At 71.5% G+C, this 22,339-nt stretch carries 21 protein-coding genes and 1 riboswitch; of the genes, 18 read left to right on the plus strand and 3 right to left on the minus strand.

Annotated elements, in window-relative coordinates; genetic code table 11:
• Positions 1-91: 91 nt before the first annotated feature.
• The 11 genes from ACH4E8_RS33250 (at position 92) to ACH4E8_RS33300 (ending at position 12,160) form a co-directional block, all read left to right on the plus strand.
• Entirely contained in the window at positions 92-856 is a 765-nt protein-coding gene (locus ACH4E8_RS33250) for a TetR/AcrR family transcriptional regulator (protein WP_398455291.1), read from the plus strand.
• Between the two features lie 108 nt (positions 857-964).
• Positions 965-1,894 (plus strand): ATP-binding cassette domain-containing protein, encoded by a 930-nt coding sequence (locus tag ACH4E8_RS33255; RefSeq protein WP_398455292.1) that lies wholly within the window; start codon positions 965-967, stop codon positions 1,892-1,894.
• A complete protein-coding gene (locus tag ACH4E8_RS33260) occupies positions 1,891-3,492 on the plus strand; it encodes an ABC transporter permease (protein ID WP_398455293.1) in 1,602 nt (533 codons plus the stop codon). Before ACH4E8_RS33255 ends, ACH4E8_RS33260 begins: the two co-directional genes overlap by 4 nt.
• 154 nt (positions 3,493-3,646) lie before the next feature.
• Positions 3,647-3,727, plus strand: a riboswitch (cobalamin riboswitch).
• Between the two features lie 111 nt (positions 3,728-3,838).
• Positions 3,839-4,966, plus strand: coding sequence for a FecCD family ABC transporter permease (locus tag ACH4E8_RS33265; RefSeq protein ID WP_398455294.1), 1,128 nt, complete (start codon positions 3,839-3,841; stop codon positions 4,964-4,966).
• A complete protein-coding gene (locus tag ACH4E8_RS33270; protein ID WP_398455295.1) occupies positions 4,963-5,748 on the plus strand; it encodes an ABC transporter ATP-binding protein in 786 nt (261 codons plus the stop codon). Before ACH4E8_RS33265 ends, ACH4E8_RS33270 begins: the two co-directional genes overlap by 4 nt.
• A gap of 50 nt (positions 5,749-5,798) precedes the next feature.
• Positions 5,799-6,815 (plus strand): ABC transporter substrate-binding protein, encoded by a 1,017-nt coding sequence (locus ACH4E8_RS33275; protein WP_398455366.1) that lies wholly within the window; start codon positions 5,799-5,801, stop codon positions 6,813-6,815.
• Positions 6,816-7,034: 219 nt separating this feature from the next.
• The gene (locus ACH4E8_RS33280; RefSeq protein WP_398455296.1) at positions 7,035-7,916 is read left to right on the plus strand and encodes an ABC transporter substrate-binding protein; all 882 of its coding nucleotides are present in this window, start codon (positions 7,035-7,037) and stop codon (positions 7,914-7,916) included.
• Between the two features lie 56 nt (positions 7,917-7,972).
• Positions 7,973-8,920, plus strand: coding sequence for an amino acid ABC transporter permease (locus ACH4E8_RS33285; RefSeq protein ID WP_398455297.1), 948 nt, complete (start codon positions 7,973-7,975; stop codon positions 8,918-8,920).
• Entirely contained in the window at positions 8,917-9,690 is a 774-nt protein-coding gene (locus ACH4E8_RS33290; RefSeq protein WP_398455298.1) for an amino acid ABC transporter ATP-binding protein, read from the plus strand. The genes ACH4E8_RS33285 and ACH4E8_RS33290 overlap by 4 nt, the downstream gene beginning before the upstream one ends.
• Complete coding sequence (locus ACH4E8_RS33295) at positions 9,690-11,312, plus strand: amidohydrolase family protein (protein ID WP_398455299.1); 1,623 nt, start codon at positions 9,690-9,692, stop codon at positions 11,310-11,312. The genes ACH4E8_RS33290 and ACH4E8_RS33295 overlap by 1 nt, the downstream gene beginning before the upstream one ends.
• Positions 11,309-12,160: a serine hydrolase gene (locus ACH4E8_RS33300; protein ID WP_398455300.1), complete on the plus strand. Its 852-nt coding sequence runs from the start codon at positions 11,309-11,311 to the stop codon at positions 12,158-12,160. Before ACH4E8_RS33295 ends, ACH4E8_RS33300 begins: the two co-directional genes overlap by 4 nt.
• A 43-nt stretch (positions 12,161-12,203) precedes the next feature.
• Here the strand turns inward: ACH4E8_RS33300 and ACH4E8_RS33305 are convergent, their stop codons facing one another.
• The 3 genes from ACH4E8_RS33305 to ACH4E8_RS33315 all read right to left on the minus strand — a co-directional run bounded on the left by ACH4E8_RS33305 (position 12,204) and on the right by ACH4E8_RS33315 (position 15,922).
• Positions 12,204-13,127, minus strand: a complete 924-nt coding sequence (locus ACH4E8_RS33305) for a LysR family transcriptional regulator (protein WP_398455301.1) — start codon at positions 13,125-13,127, stop codon at positions 12,204-12,206.
• A gap of 402 nt (positions 13,128-13,529) precedes the next feature.
• Positions 13,530-14,858: a diaminopimelate decarboxylase gene (gene lysA, locus ACH4E8_RS33310; protein ID WP_398455302.1), complete on the minus strand. Its 1,329-nt coding sequence runs from the start codon at positions 14,856-14,858 to the stop codon at positions 13,530-13,532.
• 122 nt (positions 14,859-14,980) lie between these two features.
• The gene (locus tag ACH4E8_RS33315; protein WP_398455303.1) at positions 14,981-15,922 is read right to left on the minus strand and encodes a cation diffusion facilitator family transporter; all 942 of its coding nucleotides are present in this window, start codon (positions 15,920-15,922) and stop codon (positions 14,981-14,983) included.
• Between the two features lie 395 nt (positions 15,923-16,317).
• Between ACH4E8_RS33315 and ACH4E8_RS33320 the strand changes: the two genes are divergently transcribed.
• The 7 genes from ACH4E8_RS33320 to ACH4E8_RS33350 all read left to right on the plus strand — a co-directional run.
• Positions 16,318-17,496: an ATP-binding protein gene (locus tag ACH4E8_RS33320; protein ID WP_398455304.1), complete on the plus strand. Its 1,179-nt coding sequence runs from the start codon at positions 16,318-16,320 to the stop codon at positions 17,494-17,496.
• Positions 17,493-18,332, plus strand: a complete 840-nt coding sequence (locus ACH4E8_RS33325) for a roadblock/LC7 domain-containing protein (RefSeq protein ID WP_398455305.1) — start codon at positions 17,493-17,495, stop codon at positions 18,330-18,332. The genes ACH4E8_RS33320 and ACH4E8_RS33325 overlap by 4 nt, the downstream gene beginning before the upstream one ends.
• Positions 18,325-18,708, plus strand: coding sequence for a DUF742 domain-containing protein (locus ACH4E8_RS33330; RefSeq protein WP_398455306.1), 384 nt, complete (start codon positions 18,325-18,327; stop codon positions 18,706-18,708). Before ACH4E8_RS33325 ends, ACH4E8_RS33330 begins: the two co-directional genes overlap by 8 nt.
• Positions 18,709-18,711: 3 nt before the next feature.
• A complete protein-coding gene (locus tag ACH4E8_RS33335; RefSeq protein ID WP_398455307.1) occupies positions 18,712-19,272 on the plus strand; it encodes a GTP-binding protein in 561 nt (186 codons plus the stop codon).
• Between the two features lie 9 nt (positions 19,273-19,281).
• Entirely contained in the window at positions 19,282-20,634 is a 1,353-nt protein-coding gene (locus ACH4E8_RS33340) for a cytochrome P450 (protein ID WP_398455308.1), read from the plus strand.
• 93 nt (positions 20,635-20,727) lie between these two features.
• Complete coding sequence (locus ACH4E8_RS33345) at positions 20,728-21,975, plus strand: cytochrome P450 (protein WP_398455309.1); 1,248 nt, start codon at positions 20,728-20,730, stop codon at positions 21,973-21,975.
• Positions 21,959-22,339 (plus strand): hypothetical protein (locus tag ACH4E8_RS33350; protein WP_398455310.1); only part of this gene is annotated, 381 nt, incomplete at its 3' end. The genes ACH4E8_RS33345 and ACH4E8_RS33350, both read left to right, overlap by 17 nt.

Genomic DNA, 22,339 nt, shown 5'->3' on the forward strand with positions numbered 1-22,339 from the left:
CGTCGGCTATACATGAGTACAGTCGCCTGTACCGCTGTGCAGCAGGCGATCCAGCCGTACAGCGAGCAATACGCGTGAGTGGGAGCATCGAATGAAGGGAGCACGGGATGATGCCGCCGAGCGCCGTACCCAGCGCAGGATCGGCAGACCGGCACCGGAACCGGAGGACCTGACGGCCCGCGCCCGCATAAGGGACGCCGCGCTGAAGCACTTCACCGAGTCCGGGTTCGCCAAGGCGACGATCCGTGACATCGCCCGCACCGCGGGCGTGTCCCCGGGGCTCGTCCGGCACCACTTCGGGTCGAAGGAGGGCCTGCGGGACGCCTGCGACGCATACGTCCTCGAAGCCCTCAACCGCTTCAACGACCAGGCGACCCAGGAGCGGGAGCAGCAGCCGGGCCACGTTCCGGTCGGTCTAGCGGACCGGCACGCGCTGGACCCCATCCAGCGGTACCTGGTCAACGCCCTGCGGGACGATTCGTCGGTCGCGGCCCCCATGTTCGACGGAATGGTGCAGATGGTCAGCCGGTGGCTGGCGCTCGCCGACGCCGAACGGACGGATCCGCCCCGGGTGGACCGGGAGACCCGGGCCGCGCTGATGGTGGTGCAGTCCCTGGGCATCGCCGCGTTCCACGAACACGTCTCCCGGACGATGGGCGTGGACATCTTCTCCACGGAGGGGGACCGGAAGATCGCCCTCGCCATGCTCGACCTGTTCTCCCACCGCCTGGTCAGCCCGGAGTACGCGGCGTCCGCCGAAGAGGCCCTGGCCGAAGGCCCGGGCGCCGTGGTCGAGCGGTCCCTCTCACCCGGTCAGCCCTCCGCCGACCAGGACGGCGACCCCGTCCCCCTGTGAAACCCCGTTCCCATGCGACATCACGTCTCCATGCGTAACCACGTTCCCCTTGGTGAACACGAATGACGAGTACAAGGAAGACACCCTCCATGACAGAAGGACGCTGCCATGTCTGATGCCATTGCGGTGACCGGGCTGGTGAAGCAGTTCGGCCCGACCCGCGCGCTGGACGGCCTCGACTTGAGCGTGGCCACCGGCGAGGTCCACGGCTTCCTCGGGCCCAACGGCGCGGGCAAGTCGACCACGATCAGGATCCTGCTGGGGCTGATGCGCGCCGACGCCGGCGAAGTACGGCTGCTGGGTGGTGACCCGTGGGCGGACGCGACGCAGCTGCACCGGCGCATCGCCTACGTCCCCGGCGACGTCAACCTGTGGCCGGGTCTCTCCGGCGGTGAGGTCATCGACCTCTTAGGCCGGATGCGCGGCGGCCTGAACAAGGCGCGCAAGACGGAGCTGCTCGACCGGTTCCAACTCGATCCGAAGAAGAAGGCGCGCACCTACTCCAAGGGCAACCGGCAGAAGGTCGCCCTGGTCGCGGCCCTCGCCTCCGACGCCGACCTGCTGCTCCTGGACGAGCCGACGTCCGGCCTGGACCCCCTGATGGAAGAGGTGTTCCGGCAGTGCGTCATCGAGGCGCGCGACGCGGGCCGCACGGTGCTGCTCTCCAGCCACATCCTCTCGGAGGTCGAGGTGCTGTGCGAACGGGTGAGCATCATCCGCGCCGGGCGCCGGGTGGAGAGCGGGACGCTGGCGGAGATGCGGCACCTGACGCGCACGTCCATCGACGCCGTGGTGCGCCAGCCGCCCGAGGGGCTGGAGGGCCTGGCAGGGGTGCACGGGCTACAGCTCGACGGTGACCGCGTGCGGTGCGAGGTGGACACCGACATGCTGGGCGGAGTGCTGGACTACCTGGTCTCGCTGGAGCTGCGGAGCCTGGTGAGCCAGCCGCCGACGCTGGAGGACCTCTTCCTGCGGCACTACGCCACCGCCCGGGACGGCGGCGGCAACGAGGGCGTGGGCGTGGGGGCGGCGAGGTGACCGCGTTCGTCGGTACGGGCAGGCTGGTCCGGCTGATCCTGCGCCGCGACCGGTGGTTGATGCTGGCGTGGATGCTGTGGATCGTGCTGATCGCATCGAGCTTCGCCACCACCTACCAGGACCAGTACCCCACCGCGGCCGACCGCGAGGAGTACGCGAACACCAGCGGCACCAACCCCACGTTCCTCGCGCTGTACGGACCGCTCCAAGACGTCGGCGTGGGCGGGATCGTCTCTCAGCGGCTGGGTGCGGTCACCCTCTTCGTCGCGCTCGTCAGCCTGCTGACGGTGATCCGGCACACCCGCACCGAAGAGCAGGCGGGCCGGCGCGAGTTGCTCAGCGCCGGGGTCTGCGGACGGCACGCCCCGCTCACCGCCGCGGTGCTGGTGACCGTCGTCGCCAACCTCGTGGTGGGGCTGCTGATGGGTGCCGCCCTCAGCCGGGACCTGCCCGGCTCGGGTGCGTACCTGCTGGGCCTGGGATTCACCGCCGTGGGGTGCGCCTTCGCGGCCATCGGCGCCCTGGCGGCACAGGTCACGGAGAACGCGGGAACGGCCCGCGGCATCGCCATCGGCGCCATGGGCGCGTTCTTGCTGATCCGGCTCTCCGCCGACACCAGCGGCGAGGACAGCGGGCTGAACTGGCTCAACTGGTTGTCACCGCTCGGCTGGCGTACGGAGCTGAGCGCCTTCGGGGACAACCGCTGGTGGGTGCTACTGGTCTTCGCGCTCTTCACCGCGGTGGTGCTGGGCGTCGCGATGGCGGTCTCCGCGCGGCGCGACGTGGGCGCCGGCCTGGTGGCCGCCCGGCTCGGCCGCGCGGAAGCGGCACCGGGCCTACGGGGTCCGCTGGGGCTCGCCTGGCATCTGCACCGGTCGCTGCTGGTGGGCTGGCTGGTCGCCTTCGTGATCATCGGCGCGGTCTTCGGCGGCATGGCCGAAGGCGTCGGCGACCTGCTGAAGGACAACGAGGAGGCCCAGAAGGTCTTCGCCCGGATCGGCGGGGACCAGGGCCTGGTCGACTCCTACATCGCGTCCATGATGAGCCTCGTGGGGCTGATCGCCGCCGGCTACGGAGTCCAGGCGGTGCTGCGACTGCGCCGCGAGGAGGAGTCCGCACGGGGCGAGTACCTCCTCGCCACGGGCGCCAGCCGGGTCCCGTGGGTCGTCTCCCACTTGGTGTTCGCCCTCGTCGGGCCCGCAGCGGCGCTCGCCGTGGCGGGACTCGCCGCGGGAGTCGTGCACGGCGCGAACGTCTCGGACGTCGGCGGACAGGTCTCGTCCACCCTCGGCGGCGCGATGATCCAGCTCCCCGCGGTGTGGATCCTGACCGGTCTCACCGTGGCCCTGTTCGGCCTCCTGCCCCGGCTGACCGCGGTGGCCGGCTGGGGTGCGCTGGCGGTCTGCTTCATGCTCGGCCAGTTCGGCCAGGCGCTGGAGTTCGACCAGAGCCTGCTGGACGTCTCGCCGTTCACGCACGTGCCCCGGGTGCCCGGCGGCGACGTGACGGCCGGTCCGCTGGTGTGGCTGCTGCTGATCGGTGCCGTGCTGACGGCCGCGGGCCTGGTGCGCGCCCGGCAACGCGACATCGGAGCCTAGCGCCGAACACCGGTGCGCAGACGGGGTCCGCCCCGAACTCGACTGACTCCCCCGTGGCCGACCACGGGGGAGTCGCCGTTCGCCCGCCCGGGCCCCGATCGCGGACGCCGAAGTCACCCGGCGCGCCGACGGGTTACGCTTCCTGCGCCCTGTGGGGGAAGTCCGGTCGAAATCCGGCGCTGACCCGCAACGGTGGACGCCGTCCCGGCCCGGGACGGCGTGAGCCCGATTACCCACGGCGGCACTCGATCCTGTCAACTCGCCGTGGACTGCGAGAGGATGGCCGGCCCGGCTGCCCGTGCCGCTCCTCCGGGGTGCACGGCCCGAGCCGAAAGAGGCTCCGCTCGTGGCCGTACGCACCGAACGGACTCCGGCCCCGCCGCCGACCGAACGCGACGACGGGCCCCCGGGCCCCGAGGGCGCACCGACGGCGGGACGGCGGATGCCGCTGCTGCCCCTGCTGTCGGTCTTCGCCCTCGCCCTGCCGCTCTCCGTGGTCTGCGCCGTCGCCATCGGGGCGTCCGGCATCGGCTGGGGCCGGGCCCTGTCCCACCTGTGGGCCGGGCTGACCGGTGGCACCATCCCCGCCGACCGGGTCGCCGAGTACACCATCGTCTGGGAACTGCGCTTTCCGCGCGCCGTGTTGGCCGCCGTGGTCGGCGCCGGCCTCTCCGCGATCGGCGTCGCCGTCCAGGCCATGGTGCGCAACGCCCTCGCCGACCCCTTCGTCCTCGGCATATCCTCCGGTGCCGCCGTCGGCGCGAACGCCGTCATGATCTTCGGCGCCTTCGGTGCCCTCGGCGTCTGGGCCCTGTCCGGCGCCGCCTTCGTCTCGGCCCTGCTGGCGATGGCCCTGGTGTACGCGATCGCCGGCAGCGCCCAAGGGCTCACCCCCGTCCGGCTCGTGCTGACCGGCACCGCCATGTACTACGGGTTCTCCGCCATCACCACCTTCATGGTCTTCGCCGCCGAACACGGCGAAGCCGCCCGCTCCGCCATGATGTGGCTGCTGGGCAGCCTCGGGGGCGCCAACTGGGACGCCGTGCCCATCGCCGCCTGCGCCGTCCTCGCCGGACTCGTCCACCTCGGGCTCTCCGCCCGCCGGCTGAACGCCCTCGCCATGGGGGACGAGACCTGTGCCGCGCTCGGCGTCGACGCCGACCGGCTGCGCCGGGAGCTCTTCGTCGTCTGCGCAGCGGTGACCGGCGCGGTGGTCGCGGTCAGCGGCGCCATCGGCTTCGTCGGACTGATGGTTCCGCACGCCGTACGGATGCTCGTCGGCGCCGACCACCGCAAGGTCCTCCTCCTCGCCCCGCTGATGGGCGCGGTCCTCCTGGTCTGGGTGGACGTCCTGTCCCGGGTGCTGCTCGCCCCCACCGAACTCCCGGTGGGCGTGCTGACCGCGGTGATCGGCGTCCCGTGCTTCGTGGTGCTGATGCGCCGCCGCGGCTATGCGTTCGGAGGCCGGGCATGAACGTGGACATCGACGACCTGACCGTGACCGTGCACGGAGCCCGCCTGGTGAAGGACGTCTCCCTGCACGCCGGGAGCGGCCGGCTGGTGGGCCTCGTCGGCCCCAACGGCAGCGGCAAGTCCACCCTGCTGCGCTGTGCCTACCGTGCCTTGCGCCCGTCCGCCGGCACCGTCCGGCTGGACGGTGACGACCTGCACGCCCTCAGCCAGCGCGAGGGGGCGCGGCGGGTGGCCGCGCTCCCTCAGGAGACCGTCGGGGAGTTCGACTTCACCGCCGGGGAAGTGGTGGCCATGGGCCGGCTGCCGCACCAGCGCGCCGCGGCCAGGACCACCGCCGACGACCGGGCGGCCTGCCGCGCGGCGCTGGACGCGGTGGGCGCCGCCCATCTGGCGGACCGCGGCTTCCTGTCCCTGTCCGGGGGAGAGAAGCAGCGGGTGCTCATCGCCCGGGCGCTGGCCCAACGGCCCCGCGTCCTCGTCCTCGACGAGCCCACCAACCACCTGGACATCGCCCAGCAGTTGGAGGTCCTGCCGCTGGTGCGCGCCAGCGGGCTGACCGTGCTCACCGCCCTGCACGACCTGAATCTCGCGGCGGCGTACTGCGACGTGCTGTACGTGATCGAGCGCGGCCGGATCGTCGCCGACGGACCGCCCCCGAAGGTGCTGACCGACGACCTGCTCGCGGAGGTCTTCGGCGTCCGGGCCCACCGGGTCCGCCACCCCGCTTCGGGCGCGATGCAGCTCCTCTTCGACCGGCTGCCGAGCGACGGCCCCACCCCCTGACACCCGCGCCCCCTCCCCACCCGCACAAAGGAGACCCCACCGTGCTGTTCCTGCCCCGTGCCCTGCGCACCCCGGCGCTGCTGCTGACGACCGTCGCGCTCCTCAGCGGCTGCGGTGCCACCGTCGAGAAGAGTCAGGAGGACCGGGACGCCGCGGCACGGGACCACTACCCGGTCACCGTGGAGAACTGCGGCGAGCGCCGCACCTTCGCCAAGGCCCCCGAGCGGGTCGTCACCAACGACGTCGGCATCACCGAGATCATGTTCGCGCTCGGCCTGGAGGAGCGGATGGCCGGCTACGTCATGCCGGACAACAAGGGTTCGGTGCACCAGGTCCCCTGGAAGGACGGCTACGAGCGCACCACCTGGCTGTCCAAGAAGCGGATCAACACCGAGCTGGTGCTGGACGCCAAGGCCGACCTGGTGTTCGCCGGCTGGAACTACGGCTTCGACGAGGGCGAGGGCTTCACCCCGGCGAAGCTGAAGAAGCTCGGCGTCGACTCGTACGTCCTGAGCGAGTCGTGCCGCAGCGGACGCACCAAGGCCCGGGGCGTGATGCCGCCGCTGGAGGCGCTCTACACCGACCTGCTGAACCTGGGGAAGGTCTTCGACGTCGAGGACCGCGCGAAGGAACTGGTGGCGACGTTCCGCAAGGAGGTCGCTGACGTCGAGGCCGCGGCGCCCCGCGGCGCCGACCGCCCCCGGGTCTTCCTCTACGACGACGGCCGCGACCGGCCCTTCACCTCCGGCGCCTACGCCGGCCCGCACGACATCATCACCAGGGCCGGCGGCGACCACGTGATGAAGGACCTGAAGGACAGCTGGACCGCGGTCGGCTGGGAGACCGTCGTGGAGCGCGACCCGGAGGTGATCGTCATCAACAACTACGGCAACGTCAGCGCCGAGGAGAAGAAGCGGTTCCTGCTGTCGTACGCCCCGCTCGCCCGGGTCTCCGCGATCAAGAACGAACGCTTCGTCGTCCTGGACTACGTCGACCTCGTGGAGAGCCCGCGCAACCCCTCGGCGATCAGCCGGCTCGCGAAGGAACTGCGCCGCGCGACGCCGTAGCTCTCGCCTGCACAGTCCCGTCTGCCCGGTGAGGTGACGGCGCGCGAGCCGTACCGATTTCGATGCTCAGCCGTGAATGGCTTCATCATCTTCCGTTTCGAGCCACCCGACTGCCAGCATCTGCGCACGTCGTCACGACGTCACCCGTCACCTCACCCAGCACGTCACCAGGCGTGGAGACACGCATGGCGCGACGCGCGGCATGAACGAGGAGTACCCATGGCAATCCGGAGACGCGCCCGCTCCCTCGCGGTCCTGGCCATCGCCGCTCTCGTGACCGTCTCTTGCGGACGCTCCGACCAGGGCAGCACCTCCAGTGCAGGAGGGCCCGCCGTTGCGGGCAAGAGCGCCACCGACCTGCTGCCGCCGGACGTCAAGAAGAAGGGCGTGCTGCGCGTCGCCACCGCCGTCGGCTATCCGCCGATGGAGATGTACAAGCCGGGCACGACCGAGCTGACCGGGGTCGACCCCGACCTCGCCCGGGCCGTCGCCGACGAGCTCGGACTCAAGCTCGAACTCACCAACGCCGCGTTCGACGGGCTGATCCCCGGACTGAAGTCCGGCCGGTTCGACCTGGTCATGTCGTCCATGACGGACAGCCCCGAGCGCCGTCAGGCGGTGGACTTCGTCGACTACTTCCGCACCGGCGGCGTGATCATGACGAAGAAGGGCAACCCCGAGGGCATCAAGACCCTCGATGACCTCTGCGGCAAGTCGGTCGTCCTCGCCAAGGGCAGCTCCAACCTCGACATCGGCCAGAAGCAGAACGCGAAGTGCGCCGAGAAGATGCGGATCTCGCAGAGCGAGGACGCCCCTACCGGGCTGCTCCAGCTCGACAGCGGACGCGCGGTCGCAACCATCGTGGACTATCCGGTGGCCGCGCTGTTCGCGAAGGAGAAGGGGACGTACGAGGCGCTGCCGACCCAGTACGGCGCAGCGCCCTGGGGCATCGCCGTGGCGAAGGACCGCAGCGGGCTGCGGGACGCCGTCCAAGCGGCGCTCCAGAAGCTGATCGACGACGGCGGCTACCGGAAGATCCTCGACTCCTACGGAGTCGGCGGCAGCGCCGTGCCCAAGGCCACCGTCAACGACGGCGCCTGAGGAGAGGGAGCGCGATCATGTCCCACCTCGGCAAAAACGTTCCTTCAAAGGGTTCCTTGAAGGGTTCAGCGCCCGCCCCGGCACCCCTGCCCGACGCGAAGCCGCCGGCGGACGAGCTCACGCTCAAGGTGACCGCCCGCCCCCGTCCCGGGCGCTGGCTGGCCGTCCTCGCCGCCCTGTTCTTCGCCACCTGGCTGGCGTACACGATCATCGTCAACCCCAACCTCCACTGGGACGTCGTCGTCGACTACCAATTCGACGACCGCATCCTCAAGGGCCTGTGGGTGACCGTCCAGCTCACCCTGATCTCCATGGCCGTCGGCATCGCGATCGGCGTGCTCATCGCGGTGATGCAACTCTCCGAGAGCCCGGTGCTGCGGCTGATCGCCAGCGCCTACACCTGGTTCTTCCGCGGCACGCCGCTCCTGGTCCAGCTCATCTTCTGGTTCAACCTGGCACTGCTGTTCCCGGTGATCGGCATCGGCGTCCCCTTCGACGGCCCCAAGCTCGTCGAGTGGCAGACCAACGCGGTCATCACCGGCTTCGTCGCCGCCCTCCTCGGCCTCTCCATCAACGAGGGCGCCTACATGGCGGAGATCGTGCGCGCCGGAATCCAGAGCGTGGACCCGGGACAGCGCGAAGCCGGCCAGTCCATCGGCATGTCCAACCGCCGGATCCTCACCCGGGTCGTGCTCCCGCAGGCGATGCGGGTGATCATCCCGCCCTTCGGCAACCAGTTCATCTCCATGCTGAAGACCACCTCCCTGGTGTCGGTGATCGCCGGCTCGGACCTGATGACCGTCTCCCAACACCTGTACCTGGCGAACTTCGAAGTCATCGCCCTGCTGATGGTGGCGTCCATCTGGTACCTCGTCCTCACCACGCTCGCCAGCGTCGCCCAGCACTTCATCGAGCGGCACTACCACCCCGGCGCGACGCCCGTGCGCCGCCGGGTGCTGACCAACCTCGTACCCGGCCGCACCGGCAAGGGAGCCACAGCGTGAACGACATCGTCCTCAGCGCCCGCGGGGTGCGGAAGCGGTTCGGCGACACCGAGGTGCTCAAGGGCATCGACGTCGACGTGGCCACCGGCGAGGTGCTCTGCGTCATCGGCCCCTCCGGCTCCGGCAAGTCCACCCTGCTGCGGTGCTTCAACCACCTGGAGAAGATCGACGCCGGCCGCATCTGGGTCGACGGCGAACTCGTCGGCTACGAGCAGCACGGCACCTCCCGGGCGGTGCTGCGCGAACGCCGGCCGCGCGACGTGCGCAGACAGCGCGAGCGGATCGGCATGGTCTTCCAGCGCTTCCACCTCTTCCCGCACCGCACCGCGGTGCAGAACGTGATGGAGGGCCCCCTCGTCGTCAAGGGGCGACCGCGGGCCGACGCGGAGCGCCGGGCCCGCGAACTGCTCGACCGCGTCGGGCTCGCCGACCGCGCGCAGCACTATCCGAGCCAGCTCTCCGGCGGCCAACAACAGCGCGTCGCGATCGCCCGGGCGCTGGCCATGGACCCCACCCTGATGCTCTTCGACGAACCCACGTCGGCGCTCGACCCCGAACTCGTCGGCGAGGTGCTGGGCGTCATGCGCGACCTGGCCCGCAGCGGGATGACGATGATCGTGGTCACGCACGAAATGGGCTTCGCCCGCGAGATCGCCGACCGCGTCCTCTTCCTCGACCAGGGCGCCGCCGTCGAAGAGGGCCACCCGGACCAGGTGTTCAACGACCCGCGGCACGACCGCACGCGGGCCTTCCTGTCGACGGTGCTGTGATGGCCGGCCCCGTCCACGACCTCCTCCTGCGCGGCGGCACCCTCGTCGACGGAACGGGCGCGCCCCGCCGCAAGGCCGACGTCGCCGTCACCGACGGGCGGATCACCGTCCTGCCGCCCGGCGGGCGACAGGCCGCCGCGGAGACCGTCGACGCCACCGACCGGGTCGTCACCCCCGGCTTCATCGACGTCCACACCCACTCCGACGCCCTGGCCGCCCGCCACGACGGCGGCCCGGACGAAGCGGCGATCGAGGAACTGCGCCTCGCGCCGCTGCTCCAGGGCGTGACCACCGAGATCAGCGGCAACTGCGGCAGCAGCCTCTTCCCCGCGCTCCCCGAGCGGCTGCCCGGGCTCGCCGAGCACGTACGGGTGACCTTCGGACTCGGCGACGTACCGCCCGCCGAGGACTTCGACGGCTTCGCCGCGGGCCAGGACCCCGCGCTGCGCCGCACCCACATCGCCTCGCTCGTCGGCCACGGCACCCTGCGCGCCGGCGTGCTGGGCTTCGACGACCGCCCCGCCACCCCCGACGAACTGCGCACCATGTGCGCGCTGCTGGACCGTGCCCTGACCCAAGGCGCCGCCGGACTGTCCACCGGGCTGATCTACCCGCCCGGCGGATACGCGGCCACCGACGAACTCGTGGCGCTCGCCGAAGTCGCGGCCCGGCACGGCAAGCCGTACGTGACCCATCTGCGCGACGAGATGTCCCAGGTCGAAGCCGCGCTCGACGAGGCCCTGGAGATCGCCCGCCGCTCCGGCGCCCCGCTCCAGGTCTCGCACCACAAGACCGCCGGCCGCCACGCCTGGGGCGCCACCCTGCGCACCCTGCCCCGACTGGAGCGCGCGCGGGCCGAGGGCGTCGACGTCCTGTGCGACGTCTACCCCTACACGGCCGGCAGCACCGTCCTGCACGCCCTGCTGCCGCCCTGGGCGAACGAGGGAGGCATCGGCGCCCTGCTCGAACGGCTGCCGGACCCCGAGGTGCGCAACCGCATCCGCGCATCCATCGCCGACGGCGTCGACGGCTGGGAGAACACCGTCGGCAACGGCGGCTGGGACCTCATCTCCGTCGCCGCCGCCCCGCACCACCCCCGGGCCGAGGGCCACCGCATCGCCGACCTGGCGCAGACCGGCGGCGTCGACCCGGTCGACTACGTCTGCGACCTGCTGCTCGCGGAGCACGGCGCGGTGACCATCATCAGCCACTCCATGCGGGAGGACGACGTCCGCCGGGTGCTCGCCAGCCCGCTGTCGATGATCGGCTCGGACGGGGTGCCCAAGCCAGGTCGCCCCCACCCGCGGTGGGCCGGCAGCTTCGCCCGGGTCCTCGGGCACTACGGTCGAGACCAGGACCTGTTCACCCTGGAGAGCGCCGTGCACAAGATGACCGGGCTGCCCGCGCGGCGCTTCGGCCTCACCGGCCGCGGCACCGTCCACGACGGCGCCCACGCCGACCTGGTCGTCATCGACCCGGACGCCGTGCGGGACGCCGCGACCTTCGACCAACCGCTGCGCGCGCCCGACGGCGTCGACGCGGTGGTGGTGGCCGGACTGGTCGCCGTCCGCGACGGCCGGCCGACCGCAGAACGCGCGGGACGGGTGGTGAGGGTGCCGTGACGCTGGCCCGAGTGGCGGCGGCGGCCCGACGCGCCACCGCGCTGCCGCTGGTCCTCGCCGTCGCCGCGATCGACGTGGACGACGGCCGGAGCGTCGGCGTCGACGACACCGTCGTGCTGCCGGTGGCCTCCGCGTCCAAGCTGCTGCTGCTCGCCGAGGTCGCCCGCCGGCTGGAGAGCGGGGAACTGAGCGCCGGGCAGCCGGTCGCCGTCACGGCGGCGGACGTGGCGCACGGAACCGGGCTGCTGTGCCGGCTCGGTCGAAGCGGCTGGAGCGTGGCGGACCTGTGTTGGCTCACGGCGTCCGTCAGCGACAACACCGCGACGAACGCGCTGCTGCGACTGGTGGGGCTGGACGCCACCGCCGCGCTCGCCGCGGACCTCGGGGTCAGCGGGCTGACCCTGCACGACCGCGTGCGCGACGAGCGCGGCCCGGGCGACCCGCCCGTCTTCGCCACCGGCACCGCTCGCTCGCTCGCCGAACTCGTCGCCCACGCCGCCCGGTCCACCATGACCTCGCCGGGCGCCTCGCGGCGGCTGCTGCACTGGATGCGGTCCAACACCGACCACGGCCTGGTCCCCGCGCTCGTCGCGCACGACCCGTACGCGACCTGCTTCCCCGAACCGCTGCCCGGCGGCCGGCTCGTGGCCAACAAGACCGGCACCGACACCGGGGTCCGCGCGGACGCGGGGATCCTCATCGGCGAACGCCGGGTCGCGTACGCCGTCGTCGCGCACTGGGACACCGCGCTCGGCGACAGCACGGAACGGGCCGCGGTGCACGCCATCCGCGACGTCGGCCGCACCCTCGCCGACTACGCGGGCCGGGCCCCGCGCCAGGAGGACTGACGGCTCGACGACCGGTCCGGGCCTCCCGGACCGGTCGTCGCGGTCACGTCCACTGCGCGCCGAGCAGCGCCCCGACCTCCTCCGCCGCCGACCGCAGGTCGGCCAGGAAGGCGCGGAGCAGCGGGTTCTCGTTCGTACGGCGGGTGGCGACGCCGATCCTGCGGTGCAACTGCGGATGGTCCAGGCGACAGACGTGTACGCCCGCGGTGTCCCCGAGCCCCAGCGCCGGTACCAGGGCGATGCCCATGCCCGCGCGGGCCAGGTTGATGGTCACCTGGTAGTGGTCGCTGCGGCAGCGGACCCGGGGCAGGAAGCCCTCCGCGGCGCAGGCGCGCTCCAACACCGGCTCGCCGGTGTGGCCGCCGCGGGTGCCGATCCAGCTCTCGCCCTCCAGCGCGGCCAGTCGGACCACCGAGCGCCGCCCCAGCCGGTGCCGCAGCGGCACCACGACCAACTGCGGCTCGTCGAAGAACATCTCCACGTCGACCGACGCCTGCCGACACCACGGGTCCAACGGGTGCTCGAAGACGACCACCGCGTCCAGCGCGCCGGCCTCCAGGTCGGGCACCAACTCGTGCGGCTGCCCGAGGATCAGTTCCAGCTCCACATGGGGCCGGTCCACGGCGAACGCCGACAGGGCCCGGGGCAGCAGCTCCAGGCCCGCGGAGGCGAAGAACCCGAGGCGCAGCACCCCGGCCTCGCCGCGGGAGTGCTCGCGCAGGTCGTCCCGCGCCACCGCCATCAGATCGGCGATGGCCTGGGCGTGCTCGGCCAGCCGCCGGCCAGCCGGCGTCAGCCGCAGGCTCTGCGGGCCGCGCTCCACGAGCGCGACCCCGACCTCCTGCTCCAGCCGGGCGAGTTGATGGGAGACCGCCGAGGGGCTCAAGTGCAGCTCCCCGGCCGCCGCCACGATGGTGCCCCTGCGGGCGATCTCCAGCAGGACGAGCAGACGAGCACTGTTCAGCATCGCGTCAGGTTAGAACGGTTCGGGCGGATCGTGCCGAGTCGGGGCGGAACTCCCTTAGGCCGTGTCCGCAGAGTCCCACGAGGCCCCGTGCGGCAGTGCCGCGCCTTGGCTGGCACGGTTTCGCCGTGCGGCGTGCTGCGGTATGGCGTCTGCGGCTGCTCTGTGGCTTGTCGCGCAGTTCCCCGCGCCCCTGCTTCGCTTCCCCCGCCATCTGTCTGCGGGCTGAGGGCAGGGGGTTGGGGGCGCTGGGGGTCCCCCCGTGCCCGCAGGGCGCAGGGGGCGGAACTGCGCGAACAGCCCACCACCGGCCGGTGGAGACCAACGCTCCCCAAGGGAAACGGCGGCTACGTCAAGAGACGCAGGGAAAGTGCGCGGGACCCCGCCGACACGCCCTCGCGGCCCTCAGACCGCACCGCGGGCCGTGACCAGTTCGGCCGGGCGGTCGCCCGGGCCCGGTGCCACGTCCAGGCGCAGCAGGTCCTCTTCGGTCTCCCGCCGCACGACCAGCCGGGCGTCGCCGTCGCGGACGAAGACCACGGCGGGGCGCGGCAGCTTGTTGTAGTTGGACGCCATGGCGTAGCCGTACGCCCCGGTCACCGGCGTCGCCAACAGGTCGGACACCCGCAGGTCGGCCGGGAGCTCGGCGTCGTCGATGATCACGTCACCGCTCTCGCAGTGCTTGCCGACCACCCGGGCGCGCAGCGGGCGTGCGGCGTGCGGCGCGCGCGGCAGGAACGCCTCGTACCGGCTGGCGTACAGGGCGGGGCGGAGGTTGTCGCTCATTCCGCCGTCGACGCTCACGTACGTCCGCACGCCCTCGATCCGCTTGATCGTGCCCACCCGGTACAGCGTCAGACCGGCGCGTGCGGTGATGGACCGCCCCGGCTCCACGGTCACCTCGCCCCGCCAGCCGGCTTCCCGGGCCGCGGCCCGCACCCGGGCGGCCCACTCGGCGAACGACGGCACGCGCTGGCCCGCCTCGTAGGCCACGCCGAGGCCACCGCCCACGGTCAGCCCGCGCACCCCCGTCTCCACGGCGAACCGTGCGACGGCCCGGGCGCCGTCGGCCAACTCGGCCGCGTCCAGCACCTGGGAGCCCACGTGGGCGTGGACGCCCTCCAGCGCCGTCGCGGGGGAGTCGGCGGCCCGGCGCACCGCCGCCGCGGCGGCTCCGTCGGCGAGCCCGAAGCCGAACTTGGAGTCGGTGCCGCCGGTGCGGATCGCCTGGTGGGCACCGGCGGCGACGCCCGGTGCCACCCGCAGCACCACCGGCACGGGCGCGAGCCCGCCCGTGGCGTGCAGCCGCTCGATCCGGTCCAGCTCGTCGAAGCTGTCGACGACGACGTGCCGCACCCCGGCGCCGATCGCGGTGCGCAGTTCGTGTTCGTCCTTGTTGTTGCCGTGCAGCACGATCCGCTCGCCGGGCACGCCCGCGTGCAGCGCGACCCGTAGCTCCCCGCCCGACGCGACGTCGAGCAGCAGCCCCTCTTCGTGGGCGAGTCGCGCCATGGCGGTGCACAGGAACGCCTTGGACGCGTACGCCACGTTCCCGGCGCCGAAGGCGGCGACCGCCTCCCGGCAGCGCTGCCGCAGGTGCTCCTCGTCGTACACGAACAGCGGTGTCCCGAACCTGCGGCCCAGCTCGACGAGCGGAACACCGCCGACGGACAGCCCCGAGGGGCCGTCCTGCGCGGTGTCGGGCAGCAGGTCCGCAGAGATGGCGGACGACATGGTTCCTCCACGGGGTCGGACTCGCAGCCATCCTCAGCCCCGGGCCGGGGGAGACGAAAGCGGATACTTCCGGGGGTCAGCATCAGTTTTTCGAAGGCTCGCGCGGGGCGCGGACTGCCGCCTCACTCGCGGGCGCTCCCCGCCGCCGGTGCCTCGGTGATGTCGAGGAACACGTGGTCGGCCTGCGGCCACTGCTCGTGGATCCGCTGCTTGATCCGTACGCAGGCCAGCTCGACCTCCTCGCTGTCGATCCCGGGCGCGAGGTCGATGCGGGCGGCCACCAGCACCGAGTCCATGCCGAGCCGCATCGTCAGCAGGGACGCGACGTTGTCGATCTCCTGCTGCGACGCGAGGAGGGCGCCGATCCGATCGCTGAGTTCGGGGTCCACGGCCTCGCCGATCAGCCGGTCACGGGCTTCCCGGGCGAGCCGGTAGGCCACGTAGATCAGCAGCAGGCCGATGCTGAGGGACGCCGCGGCCTCCCAGGCCACCTGCCCGGTGACCAGGTGCAGCACCATGCCGGCCATGGCGAGCACGACGCCGAGGACGGCGGTGGAGTCCTCGGCGATCACGGTGCGCAGCGCGGGGTCCCGCACCCGCCCGCGCTGGCGGCGCGCCTGGTGCAGGGCGCGCAGCAGGGAGCCGCCCTCCGCCAACAGGGACACCGCGAGGACCGCGAGCCCGACGACGTAGCCCTCGTGGGACTCCTGGCCGCCGGTGCGCAGGGCGTGCAGCCCTTGGTAGACGGAGAAGGAGCCGCCCAGGACGAAGATCCCGACGGCGGCCAGCAGGGCCCAGAAGTACCGCTCCTTGCCGTAGCCGAAGGGGTGGCGGGCATCCGCGGGGCGTCGGCTGCGGCGCACGGCGATCAGCAGGAAGACCTCGTTGAGGCTGTCGGCGATCGAGTGCGCGGCTTCGGACAGCAGCGCGGGGGAGGCCGTCAGCAGGCCAGCGGTGGTCTTGGCGGCGGCGATCAGCACGTTGGCGCCCAGCGCGACCAGCACCGTCACCCGGGTGTGCACGTCCCGCGCCCGGCGGTCGGGGGCCTGCTGCTGGGGTGCCACATTCGACACCGTCTCTCTGCGCGGCCCCGCGCGCCAGTCGGTGTCCGTGCCCGCGCCCTCACACAGGGTGGTGGGCCATGGCGAAATCCGTACCCTTCATGCCCCCTCGGCTCGGGGCCCGGCCGTCCCGGCGAAACCGCCGTCGGGTGACTTGCTCCCTTTGACCACCTGTCAGGAGAGATATCCGTACAGAGGCCCTATTGACGCCCATGGGAGGGCAAAAGTGCAGGTCCCAGGGGGGAAGGCGCGGTGATAGCATTCCCGAATCCGCGATCATGAATCTCACAACTCAGGCACGAAAATGCGTAGTTGACGCGGGGGAGCGGGCCTGGTTGCGGACCCTCTTGAGGTGTATCCGTGGATGTCTTTAGGTCATGCGCCGGGAAAGGTATGCCGTGAATCAGGACGCACTCATATGGTGCCTGGTTGTCGTGGCGGCGATAGCCGTCGTTGCGGTCGTGTTGCTCGTCGGCCGCAACAGAGCTCTGGGAGCTAAGAGACGAGAGGTCGAGGCCGCGCTGGGGCAGCAGTTGCGGACCTCGGAGGGCCAACTGGCCGTGAGTCAGTCGGAGCTTCGGCGGTTCAAGGACGAACAGGACAGCACCGTACGGGCGGCTGAGGAGTCGTCAGAGGACAGCACGAAGGCGGTCCTCAAGGGTGCGGCCCGCTTCCTGCAGTCCCTCGCCGCCGAACAGATGGCGCTGCTGGAGGAGATCCAGCGCAAGTACGGTGGACACTCCGTGCTCGGTGACCTCCTGGAGGTCAACCACGCCAACGCCCAGATGGCGCGCAAGGCGCAGGGCATCGCCGTGATGTGCGGCGCGCCGATCGGGCGCCGCAGCCGCCCCGCGAGCGTCTACGACGTGGTGCGCAGCGCGCAGGGGCAGATCCGCAACTTCCGCCGGGTCGAGATCATGCAGCAGACCGGCTTCGCCCTGAAGGCGTCCGCGGTCTCGCCGGTGGCGCTGGCCGTCGCCGAACTCCTCGACAACGCCGCCAGCTTCTCGCAGAGCGACGCCCCGATCGAGGTCACGTTCCAGCACGTCCAGAACAACCTGTGCATCGTCATCGACGACGCCGGCGTCAGCATGAACGACGAGGAGCGGCAGAAGGCGACCGCGCTGCTGTCCGGCGAGGTCAGCCCCCGGCTGTCGCAGCTGGGCAACCAGCCGAAGTTCGGCTTCCCCGTCATCGGCCTGCTGGCCAGCCAGTACGGATTCAAGGTCGACGTCACCGGCGTCTCGCGCTACGGCGGCGTGCGCGCCGTGGTGCTGCTGCCCGAGGAGCTGTGGACCATGGAAGAGGCACCGATCGTGGAGGAGGCGCCCGTACGGGACATCCGACAGGCCGAGGGCCGGTCGCAGAACTCCGGGCGCACCGTGCACGGCCTGCCCAAGCGCGGCAGCCGGCAGACCCCCCTGGTGAACGTCTCCCAGCGCACGGCCCGGCCCGCGTCCCGCACCCCCGACGAGGCCGCCCGCGCCACCGGCCGCAGCCTGGGCGCCTTCCAGCGGGGCACCATCTCCGGCCGCAACTTGGACTCCCCGCCGTTCGAAGGGTCCGAAGACACATGAGCCCAGATCTGTCGTGGATGCTTGAGGACATCGTGCGCAACGTGCCCAAGGCGCGGCACGCGGTCCTGCTCTCGGCCGACGGTCTTCCGCGCGGCGCGACGGAGGGCCTGCCGGCGAAGGACGTGCGCACCATCTCCGCCGCCATGGCGGGCATGCAGTCCCTCAGCCGCGCCATCGCGCACTTCGCCGGTGACGCGGAGGCCCGGCAGTGGGGCCAGACGATCATCGAGTTCGAGCACGGCTGGATCTTCCTGATCGGCGCGGGCCAGGGCGCCTACCTGGCCGCCGCGGCGGCGCCCGAAGTCGACATGCAGCAGATCTCCTTCCGCATGCACCGCCTCGTCGCCCGGCTCGGGGACAACCTGACCTCGCCGCCGCGGGTCGACGTCGGCAAGGCGGGCAACGGCGACGCCGCCCGCGACCGCACGACGTCCACGCCCGGCGCCGGGTTCGTCCTGGACGTGCTCGACGAGGTCGTCTCCGAGGTGCACGGCGCCCGGCACGCCGTACTGCTCGGCGGGGACGGACTGCCCCGCGGGGCGACCTCCGGCCTGAGCCGGGACCTGGCGGACACCATCGCCGCCGCGATGACCGGCATCCACGCCTACAGTCGCGTCACCTCTCCGTTCGCCGGTGTCGCGGCGGAGTCCGAGTGGCGCCAGACGGTCATCGAGTTCGAGCACGGCTGGATCTTCCTGATCGCCGCCGGACGCGGCGCCTTCCTGGCCGCGGCGGCCGACCGGGACGCCGACATCGAGGACTTCAGCACCCGTCTGCACGGCGTGGTGCCGCGGCTCAACCCCGGTCACGCACGAGTGGGGGGCGACCATGCATGACGACCACGAACGCGAGCTGGAACTGACGTCCTCGTTGGTTCCGCTCTTCGTGATCACCAACGGGCGGTCCCTGCCCCCGGATCACGAGTACGAACGCACCACCCTCGTCTGTGCCCAGGACGAGAGCGTGGCCGCGGCACGGACCCTGTCCCCGGAAGCGCGCGTCGTCATGGAGCTGATAGCCGACGGCTACCTCTCCGTGGCCGAGGTGGCCGGCCACACGCACCTGCCCCTGGGCATCGTGCGCATCCTGCTCGCGCAGTTGGAGGAGGGCGGCCTCATCTTCGTGCGCGAGCCTGTCCCGCGCGCCGAGCGCGCCGACAGAGAACTGCTCAGCGCCGTGCTCGATGGCCTGAAATCCCGATTCGGAGCGTGATTCGTGTACCTGGATCCAGGCGTCTCCACCGCGGTGAAGATCCTCGTGGTGGGACACTTCGGGGTCGGCAAGACCACCTGCATCGGCAGCATCTCGGAGATCGAACCCCTTCAGACCGAAGAGGAGATCACCGAGGCCAGTGAGGGCTACGACGACCTGTCGGGCACGCCGGACAAGACCACCACCACCGTGGCCATGGACTTCGGCCGGCTCACCCTGAGCGATCAGGTGGTGCTCTACCTCTTCGGCACCCCCGGTCAGGAGCGCTTCAAGGAGATGTGGGAGGAGCTGTCCCGCGGAGCCCTGGGCGCACTCGTCCTCGTCGACCCCGAGCGCCTCTCCGAGTCGTTCCCGGTCCTGGACCTCGTCGAGAGCTTCGGGCTGACGTACGCCATCGGCGTCAACCACTTCCAGCAGTCCCCGGCCTACCCGCTCGACGAGGTGCGTGAGGCGCTCAACCTCAGCGCGGACACACCCGTCGTGACCTGCGACGTACGCGACCAACAGTCCTCCGCGCAGGCACTGATCACCCTGGTGAACCACCTTCTCTCGCTCATCGGCTAGGAGATCCGCATGCAGCACTCCGAATCGGGGATGCCGGCCGGCTGCCCCGCGCACGGCAACACCGCACTCTTCGGGCCCGCCTTCGGCTCCGACCCCGAGGGCACCTACGCCGCGCTGCGCGCGACCGGCCCCAGCGCCCCCGTCGAGATCGCCCCGGACGTCGAGGTCGAACTGGTCACCAGCTACGACGCGGCGCTGTTCATCCTGCAGAACCCCGCCTCCTTCGTGCGCGACTCGCGCCGCTGGAACGCGTTGAGCGAGGGGCGCATCGCGGAGGACAGCCCGGCGCTGCCGATGATGGGCTACCGGCCCAACGCCCTGTTCACCGACGGTGCGGCGCACGCCCGGCTGCGGCAGGCCATCACCGACAGCCTGGCCACCGTCAACGAACTCCAACTCGTGCGGCAGACCCAGCAGTCCGCCGCCTACCTGATCGGCCAGTTCGGCTCGGCGCCGCACGGGCAGGCCGAGTTGATGACGGACTACGCCCGTCCCCTGCCCCTCCTCGTCTACAGCGGGCTCTTCGGCTGCCCGCCGGAGATCGGCGACCGGGTCATCGCCGGTGTCTCCGGCATCTACGACGGCACCCCCAACGCCGACAAGGTGCTCGGCGGGGCGATCGCGGACCTCATCGAGCTGAAGCGGCGCAAGCCCGGCGACGACCTGACCACCCGTCTGATGGAGCACTCCGCCGGGCTGAACGACGAGGAGGTGCTGCACCAACTGGTGGTGCTCCTCTCCGGCGGCACGGCGCCGCTGGCGGCCAGCATCGGCACCAGCAGCGCGCTGTACCTCTCCGAGGACTGGCAGACCGGCCTCCCCGTCGAGGACGCGGTCTCCCACACGCTGTGGAACTACGCGCCCATCGCCAACTACGCGACGCACTACCCGACGCACGACGTCGAACTCGGCAACAGGACGATCCGGGCCAACGACCCGATCACCATCTCCTTCGCGGCGGCCAACACCGACCCGCGGCTGACCGCGCACCGCGAACAGCTCAGCGCCAAGGCCCATCTGGCGTTCGGCGCGGGCCCGCACGCCTGCCCCGCCAAGGACCCGGCCTTCATGATCACGGTGGCGGCCGTCGAGGCGCTCTTGAACGGGCTCCCCGACATCGAGGTGCGCGTCCCCTTCAAGGACCTCAACTGGGCGCCGATCCCCTGGAGCCGGACCCTGCTGACCCTGCCGGTCCGCTTCACCCCGAAGGTCATCGCCCCCAAGGCTTCCGAGCGCTCCTCTACCACGTCGCTCAACGCCACGTCGATACCTCAGTCGACATCTGCTACGAACACTTCGTCCCGTCCCCAGCCCAAGGGCGGTCTGTTCAGTCGCTTCCTGGCGTGGACGAGGGGAGAGTGACGTAAGTAACGTCCCGTAGTCCTCTGATGGCGGATGGTTTAACAATGTGAAGGGTACGTATGGCGGCTGACTTTGAAGAAAGGATCCGTCACCGTGAAGGTCGCCGCCCCTTCCCAGGCCAGCCGTCGAAACGTCATCTCGCACTTCGCACGACTAAGGACGCCCAAGGGACAGAGCAACCCCTTCCCGTACTACGCGGAACTCCAGTCGCTGGGCCCGGTCTTCCCGGCCCCGTGGGGCGGGCACCTGGTCACCGGGTTCGACCTGTGTGACCAGATGCTGCGCGGGCGGGAGTGGCTCGAACCCGACCGGCACTGGCGACGCCGCCGGGGTGGCGGGACGCGCTGGGACACGCCCTCGTCGACGGAGATGGGCTTCACGCTCATCGTGCTCAACCCGCCCGACCACACCCGGATGCGCCGCACCTTCGGCTCCTTCGACCGCACCACCGTCCGCGAGCTGGAGCGGACGGTGACCAGCGCCACCAACCGGCTCCTCGACCCGGTCGTCGAGCAGGTGCGGGACGGCGAGGCCGACCTCGTCGACCTGGTCTGCGAGCGGCTGCCGATCAACGTCATCGGCGCTTGGCTCGCACTGCCTTCGGCGGACCTGCCCCGGTTGTGGGAGCTGACCCACGACCAGGTCTTCACCCAGGAGCTGTTCCCGACCCCCGGCCAACTCGCCCTGTCCGACGCCTCCACCATGGAGCTGCGCAGCTACTTCAGGAACCTGGTGCGCGAGCGTCGGGCCAGGCCCGGCGTCGACCCCGTCTCCCGGTGGCTGGCCACCTGGGACACCATGGAGACCGATCGCGACAAGTCCGACGAGGCGGTCTACTACCTGACGCTCTCCGTCTTCCTCGCCGCGCTGCTCACCACGGCCGCGCTGCTCGCCACGATGGTCCTGCAACTCCTCGAACACCCCGAGTGGTGGCGGAGGCTGGCCGCCGAGCCGGAGTTGGCTGCGAGCTTCGTCGAGGAGACGCTGCGCTTCGACGCGCCCGCCCCGATCGTCAGCCGGATCGCCAGCGAGGACCTGCTGCTCGGCGGCACGGAGGTCCGCAAGGACGAGATGGTGCACATGATGGTGGGCGCGGCCAACCGCGACCCGCTAAGGCACCACGACCCCGATCGGTTCGACCCGCTGCGCAAGCCCGGCCACCTCTCCTTCGGCGGCGGCATGCACTACTGCCTGGGGACACCGCTGGCCCGGCTCGAAGCCCAGACCCTGCTCCTTCAACTCATCGAGCGCCTGCCTGAACTCGCTCTGGTGCGCCGTCCGTCGTGGGCGCCTCGGGTGGCGTTCCGGCGCATGCTGAATCTGGATGTCGCGCCGGCATGACCACCACGAAACCCGCCTCTGCGGCGAAGTCGGCCGCGCCGACGAAGCGCGCCGCCACGGCGAAGTCGGCTGTGGCGACGAAGCGTGCGGCCACCACGAAACCCGCTTCTGCGGCGAAGTCGGCTGTGGCGACGAAGCGTGCGGCCACGACGAAGTCCGCTGGGGCGAAGTCGGCTGTGGCGACGAAGCGTGCCGCCACGGCGAAACCTGTCTCTGCGGCGAAGTCGGCTGTGGCGACGAAGCGTGCGGCCACCACGAAGTCCGCTGGGGCGAAGTCGGCTGTGGCGACGAAGCGTGCGGCCACGACGAAGTCCGCTGGGGCGAAGTCGGCTGTGGCGACGAAGCGTGCCGCCACGGCGAAACC

It is taken from the genome of Streptomyces sp. NPDC017979 (assembly GCF_044328175.1).
Taxonomy (GTDB): domain Bacteria; phylum Actinomycetota; class Actinomycetes; order Streptomycetales; family Streptomycetaceae; genus Streptomyces.

Excerpts from the sequence above, each read along its gene's own strand:
- ACH4E8_RS33250 (WP_398455291.1), top strand. The coding sequence starts at position 92 with ATGAAGGGAGCACGGGATGATGCCGCCGAGCGCCGTACCCAGCGCAGG.
- ACH4E8_RS33255 (WP_398455292.1), top strand. The coding sequence starts at position 965 with ATGTCTGATGCCATTGCGGTGACCGGGCTGGTGAAGCAGTTCGGCCCG.
- ACH4E8_RS33270 (WP_398455295.1), top strand. The coding sequence starts at position 4,963 with ATGAACGTGGACATCGACGACCTGACCGTGACCGTGCACGGAGCCCGC.
- ACH4E8_RS33280 (WP_398455296.1), top strand. The coding sequence starts at position 7,035 with ATGGCAATCCGGAGACGCGCCCGCTCCCTCGCGGTCCTGGCCATCGCC.
- ACH4E8_RS33295 (WP_398455299.1), top strand. The coding sequence starts at position 9,690 with ATGGCCGGCCCCGTCCACGACCTCCTCCTGCGCGGCGGCACCCTCGTC.
- ACH4E8_RS33305 (WP_398455301.1), bottom strand. The coding sequence starts at position 13,127 with ATGCTGAACAGTGCTCGTCTGCTCGTCCTGCTGGAGATCGCCCGCAGG.
- lysA (WP_398455302.1), bottom strand. The coding sequence starts at position 14,858 with ATGTCGTCCGCCATCTCTGCGGACCTGCTGCCCGACACCGCGCAGGAC.
- ACH4E8_RS33325 (WP_398455305.1), top strand. The coding sequence starts at position 17,493 with ATGAGCCCAGATCTGTCGTGGATGCTTGAGGACATCGTGCGCAACGTG.
- ACH4E8_RS33330 (WP_398455306.1), top strand. The coding sequence starts at position 18,325 with ATGCATGACGACCACGAACGCGAGCTGGAACTGACGTCCTCGTTGGTT.
- ACH4E8_RS33340 (WP_398455308.1), top strand. The coding sequence starts at position 19,282 with ATGCAGCACTCCGAATCGGGGATGCCGGCCGGCTGCCCCGCGCACGGC.